Origin of the sequence: Gordonia sp. (in: high G+C Gram-positive bacteria) (genome assembly GCF_020438995.1) — a bacterium.
GTDB lineage: Bacteria > Actinomycetota > Actinomycetes > Mycobacteriales > Mycobacteriaceae > Gordonia.
This window is the reverse complement of the sequence record NZ_JAGQTN010000203.1, coordinates 1-5,805: the sequence shown is the minus strand read 5'-3', so window position 1 is coordinate 5,805 and position 5,805 is coordinate 1. Positions and strand designations below refer to the sequence as shown.

Annotated in this window: 6 protein-coding genes; all 6 read left to right on the top strand. The window is 65.5% G+C overall.

What is annotated here, in order from left to right; all coding sequences use genetic code 11:
- Nucleotides 1-354: acyl-CoA dehydrogenase family protein (locus tag KDB67_RS14725; protein ID WP_291017042.1), on the top strand; the 354-nt coding region annotated here is incomplete at its 5' end.
- 14 nt (nucleotides 355-368) lie between these two features.
- Entirely contained in the window at nucleotides 369-1,385 is a 1,017-nt protein-coding gene (locus tag KDB67_RS14720) for a bifunctional MaoC family dehydratase N-terminal/OB-fold nucleic acid binding domain-containing protein (RefSeq protein ID WP_291017039.1), read from the top strand.
- The gene (locus KDB67_RS14715) at nucleotides 1,382-1,795 is read left to right on the top strand and encodes a MaoC family dehydratase (RefSeq protein WP_291017037.1); all 414 of its coding nucleotides are present in this window, start codon (nucleotides 1,382-1,384) and stop codon (nucleotides 1,793-1,795) included. The genes KDB67_RS14720 and KDB67_RS14715 overlap by 4 nt, the downstream gene beginning before the upstream one ends.
- Nucleotides 1,792-2,970, top strand: a complete 1,179-nt coding sequence (locus KDB67_RS14710; RefSeq protein WP_291017035.1) for a lipid-transfer protein — start codon at nucleotides 1,792-1,794, stop codon at nucleotides 2,968-2,970. The genes KDB67_RS14715 and KDB67_RS14710 overlap by 4 nt, the downstream gene beginning before the upstream one ends.
- Nucleotides 2,971-2,984: 14 nt before the next feature.
- Nucleotides 2,985-4,616, top strand: coding sequence for an acyl-CoA synthetase (locus KDB67_RS14705; RefSeq protein ID WP_291017032.1), 1,632 nt, complete (start codon nucleotides 2,985-2,987; stop codon nucleotides 4,614-4,616).
- Nucleotides 4,617-5,074: 458 nt separating this feature from the next.
- Nucleotides 5,075-5,805, top strand: a 731-nt coding sequence (locus tag KDB67_RS14700; protein WP_291017029.1) for an AMP-binding protein, incomplete at its 3' end; no start/stop codon positions are given.

The following is a 5,805-nucleotide window of genomic DNA, read 5'->3' as shown; positions in this document are numbered from 1 at the left end:
GTGATCGGCGAACACACCGATGTGCGAAGAACTCTCGCCCAGATCGATGCCTATGTGCGGATCAACGAACTGCTCAACTGGCAGGTCGCTTCCACCGGCGAGGCGATCTCGATGGCCGACGCCGCGGCCACCAAGGTGTTCTCCACAGAACGGCTGCAATCGGTGGGCCGGATGATCGACGAGATCGTCGGCCGATTCGGTGACCTCTCCGCCGAGGCGACGGCGGACTTGGTGAATTGGCTTGACGTCCAACAGAAACGCAATGCCGTCATCACGTTCGGCGGCGGTGTGAACGAGGTGATGCGGGACATGATTGCCACGGCCGGACTCGGTTTGCCCCGGGCCAAGAGATGAGTGGGGGCCAAACGATGAGCATCACCACAGCCGAGGACATCCTCGATGCGGCGGCTGCGATCAAAGCCGCCGGGCCGAGCACACCCGCACCCGGCCGCGACCCGATCAACACGCCGATGATCAACAACTGGGTCGAGGCGATGGGCGACACCAACCCCATCTACGTCGACGAGACCGTTGCCCGGGCCGCTGGTCATCCGGGAATCGTTGCCCCACCGGCAATGTCGCAGGTGTGGACGATGCGTGGCCTGCACGGGACCCGCGCCCCCGAGGACCCGTTCCGCCGGGTGACCGAACTGTTCGACGCCGCCGGCTACACGTCGGTGGTGGCCACCAACTGCGACACCGTCTACCACCGCTACACCCGGGTGGGCGAGCAGGTCACGCTCAGCAGCGAACTCACCGACGTCGCCGGCCCGAAGAACACCGGCCTGGGTGAGGGCTGGTTCTTCACCACCCGCAACACCTGGCGCGTGGGCGACGAGATAGTCGCGGAGATGGATTTCCGGATCCTCAAGTTCCGCCCGTCCACCAAGGACGCGGTGGAGGAATCCGCGCCGGAGGTTCCCGACGATCTCGATCCCGAGAAGATGCTGCGCCCCAACTCATCCCGCGACACCAGGTTCTTCTGGGAAGGGGTGGCCGCCCACGAGTTGCGCATCCAGCGGATCGAGGACGGCACGCTGCGGCATCCGCCGGTACCGGCCCTCTGGAAGGCACGCACCGACGACGGCACTGTCCCTGACACCGACTATGTCGTCGCCGCTGGCACCGGAACCGTCTACAGCTTCGTCGTACACTACGCCCCCAAGGTTCCCGGCCGGTCGCTGCCGTTCGTGGTCGCCCTCGTCGAACTCGACGAAGGGGTGCGGATGCTCGGCGAATTGCGCGACGTTGACCCCGAGTCGGTACACATCGGCATGCCGGTCGAGGTCGCGTTCCTCGACTTTCCCGCATCCGGCGACAAACCGCCATGGACGCTCTACGCGTGGCGCCCGGCAGATGCATCAGGAGAGGACAGTCAGCCATGACCGCGGTGACACCCACGGCCGTCGCGGTGGGAATGGTGTTGCCGCCGTTGACCATCGAGGCCACCCCCACCTTCGTGGTGGCCTCCGCGCTGGCCACCCGTGATTTCCAGGACGTGCACCACGATCGGGATCTGGCCCACCAGAAGGGGTCCAAGGACATCTTCGTCAACATCCTGACCGATACGGGCCTCGTCGAGCGGTTCGTGACCGACTGGGCCGGACCGTCGGCACGTATCACCTCCATCAAGCTCAAACTCGGGGTGCCCTGGTACGCCTATGATTCGGTGACCTTCACCGGCGAGGTCACCGAGGTGGCCGACAATGCCGTCACCGTCTCGGTCGTGGGCGCCAATAGGCTTGGCAAACATGTGATTTCGACCGTCACCTGCTCGCTGGGAGAGACCGCATGACGCGCACGCTCTCAGGCGCCGCCGCGATCGCCGGTATCGGCGCCACCGAGTTCTCCAAGGACTCCGGACGCAGCGAACTACGCTTGGCCGCGGAGGCGGTCACCGCAGCCGTGGCCGATGCCGGACTCGCCCCCGCCGACGTCGACGGCCTGGTCAGCTTCACGATGGACACCAACGCCGAGATCGCGGTCGCCCGGGCGGCCGGGATCGGCGACCTGAAGTTCTTCTCCCGCATCCACTATGGTGGTGGCGCTGCCTGTTCGACGGTGCAGCAGGCGGCGATGGCCGTGGCCACCGGAGTCGCCGACGTCGTCGTCGCCTACCGGGCATTCAACGAGCGGTCGGGCCGACGGTTCGGTCAGGTCGACAGTTCCGTTGCCAATCAGGAGAATTCGTCGGGCACCGACAACGCCTTCTCCTATCCGCACGGCCTCTCGACGCCCGCCGCGTTCGTCGCCATGATCGCGCAACGCTACATGTACGAATACGGCGCCACCAGCGAGGATTTCGGCCGTATCGCGGTCACCGCGCGAACCCACGCGGCCAACAATCCGCACGCCTTCTTCTACGGCAAACCGATCACCCTCGACGACCATCAGGCCTCCCGCTACATTGCGGCGCCGCTGCACCTGCTCGACTGCTGCCAGGAATCCGACGGCGGCGTCGCCATCGTCGTCGTATCCGCCGAACGCGCAAAGGATCTCCCGCAGAAGCCGGTGACCATCGCGGCGGCGGCATCGGGCAGCGCCGACAACCAGTTCATCATGACCAGCTACTACCGCGAGCAACTCGCCGCACTGCCCGAGATGGGCCTGGTCGGAGACCAACTCTGGCAGCAGTCCGGTCTGGCCCCATCCGATATGGACGCGGCCATCCTCTACGACCACTTCACCCCGTACACTCTGCTGCAGCTCGAAGAACTCGGCTTCTGCGGTCGTGGTGAAGCGAAAGACTTCGTACGGCAACCCGGTGCGCTGGAGGTCGGCGGAACGCTGCCGCTGAACACCCACGGTGGCCAACTCGGCGAGGCCTACATCCACGGCATGAACGGCATCGCCGAGGCGGTCCGCCAGATCCGCGGCACCTCCGTCAACCAGGTACCAGACGCGTCGCGGGTCATCGTCACCGCCGGCACCGGCGTCCCCACCAGCGGCCTCATCCTCACCGGAGGATAAGAATGGAGAAAGCGATGCAGTTCAATCTGGCTGATGTATTCGAGACCGTCGCCGACGCCGTGCCCGAGCGCATCGCGCTCAGCTACGAGGGGCGGCAGGTCAGCTACGCCGAACTCGACGGCGAGGCCAATCAGGTGGCACACCTGTTGGTGGCCAACGGGATCGGTGCCGACGACAATGTGGCGCTGTTCCTCAAGAACAGCGTTGAGCATGTCACCAGCCTGCTGGGACTGATCAAGATCCGCGCGGTCCCGGTGAACATCAACTACCGGTACACCAATTCCGAGTTGCATTACATCTTCGAGAACTCCGATTCGGCGGGCATCATCGTTGAACTCCCCGAACACCAACGCAGTGTCGCCGAACTGCTGCCGACGCTGCCACTGGTACGGACGGTGTTCGTGATTGGTGCCGTCACAGACGAGCTGCGCGATGCGGTAGCCGCTCTCCCGGGCGGCAGCCAGGTCACGATCGCCTCGTTCGCCGACGCCGAATCCCTGCCCAAGGAACGCGATTTCGAGCCGCGCACCGGCGACGAGCTGTACCTGCTGTACACCGGCGGCACCACCGGATACCCGAAGGGCGTCATGTGGCGCCACGACGACTTCTTCCGCAAACCGCTCTCCGGCGGCAACCCGTACGGCGACGACCGCAAGGACCTCGATGAGATCGCCTCGGCCGTCAAGGATTTCCCGTCGATGGCATTCATGCTGGCCGCCCCGCTGATGCACGGCGCCGCATCGTATTCGCTGTTCACCTTCTTCACCCTCGGTGGCCGCCTGGTCATCATGCGCGAGTTCAACCCGGAGAAGATGGTCACCTGCATCGCCGACGAGCAGGTGCAACTGGTGCTGATCGTCGGCGACGCGATGGGCATGCCGCTGGTCGAGGAACTCGAACGACGCAAGGACGAGGTGGACCTGTCGTCGCTGTTCTCCATCACCTCCGGCGGGGCCATCTGGTCGCAGCATGTGCGTGACCGGATGCTCGCGGTGAAACCCGGTCTGCTGCTGCGCGACAACTTCGGCGCGTCGGAGTCCGGCAATGACGGTGAGATCATGATGGACGAGAACGGCAACCTGAAGGTGCCGCCGACCGACCGCATGATGGTGGTCGACGAAAGCCTCAACCCGATCGAACCGGGCTCCGGAGAACTCGGGTACATCGCCCGCGTCGGTAATGTGCCGCTCGGCTACTACAAGGATCCGGAGAAGTCGGCCAAGACCTTCCCGACATTGCCGGACGGGCGTCGTGTGTCGATCCTCGGTGACATGGGCACCGTCGAGGCCGACGGCACCATCGTGTTCCTGGGCCGCGGTTCGCAGTGCATCAACACCGGCGGCGAGAAAGTCTTCGCCGAGGAGGTGGAGGCCGTGCTGCACGCCCATCCCGCGATTGCCGATGCCCTCGTCGTGCCGGTGCCCGACGCCAAGTACGGCCAGCGGGTGGCCGCGGTCGCCAAGATCGCCGACGGCGTGGATGAGCCCACCGAGGAAGAACTCCAGGACCACGTCCGGGCGTCTCTCGCCGGCTACAAGGTGCCCCGCACCATCGTGTTCGTCGACGAGGTCAAACGCACCCCTGCGGGCAAGGCCGACTACCGCTGGGCCAAACAGACCGCCGAAGCCCAGTCGGCTCCGGTCTGACACGTTGGGAGCCCCGTGTCGCCGGACCCTTCGAGACGCGTCGGCTCGCAAGCTCGCGCGACGCCCTCAGGGATCAAGATGTGTGGTCCCGTGCCATCAACCGCCATCTCGATCCCAAGGCCCAACGCCGGCGGGCTGGGAACTCTTCTCGATCCCGGTGGCTCATGTCGGTGGGCGGGGGACTCTTCTTCATTCCTGAGGCCGATGTCGGTGGGCGGGCTCTTCGTGATCCCTGAGGCTGATGTCGGCGTGGCGGCACTTCCTGCTTCCTGAGGCTGATGTCGGTGGGTGTGCTCTTGCTTCCTGAGGCCGATGTCGGTGTGGGGACTCTCCTTGATCCCTGAGGCCGTTGCGACGAAGGAGCGAGGGTCGCGAAGGGTCCGGTGACCTTTCGGCACATGACGTCACCACCCCCGAGTTCCCTGGCCGACAGTGCTACCGTATGACCAACGGTAACGATGGGTGCTGATGCCATGACGATCTTCTCCGGCGGTTTCGCCGACGACCCGCGGGTGGCGGACCTGCTCGCGCCCGGCGGACCGTTCGAGATCACGGAGACGATCGTCGACGGCCGGCCGGTGCGCACCTACGTGAGGTGCCCGCGCACACTCGCCGACATCTTCACCCGGTCCGCCGCCCACGGCGACCTCGACTCGATGGTGTACCGCGATCAGCGGCTCACCTTCACCGACATCCACACCCAGGCGCTCGCGCTCGCCCAGACCTTCCGCGCCGATTACGGTGTGGCGCCGGGTGATCGGGTGATGATCGCGATGCGCAACCGGCCCGAGTTCACCGTCGCGTTCTGGGCGTCGGTGGTGTGCGGCGCGATCGCGGTGCCGGTCAACGCGTGGTGGCAGGGGCCCGAACTCGCCGCTGCCGTCGCCGAATCGGAGCCGAAGGTGATCGTCGCCGACTCCGAGCGTATCGGCAGATTTCAGGAAAGTGGCTGTGCTGTACCGCTTATCGGTGCCGATGGTGCGGAAGATGCACGGCACTACGAGGATTGCGCTTTCGGTGAGCAACTGGCCGCCGACGATATCGCGGTCCGCGAGCCCGACGATCCGGTGGCGATCCTCTACACATCCGGCACCACCGGCCGTCCCAAAGGCGTGGTGATCACCCACCGCGGCATCACCCACAATGTGATGAACATGGCGCTGATGATGCGCCGCGGCATGCTGATCGC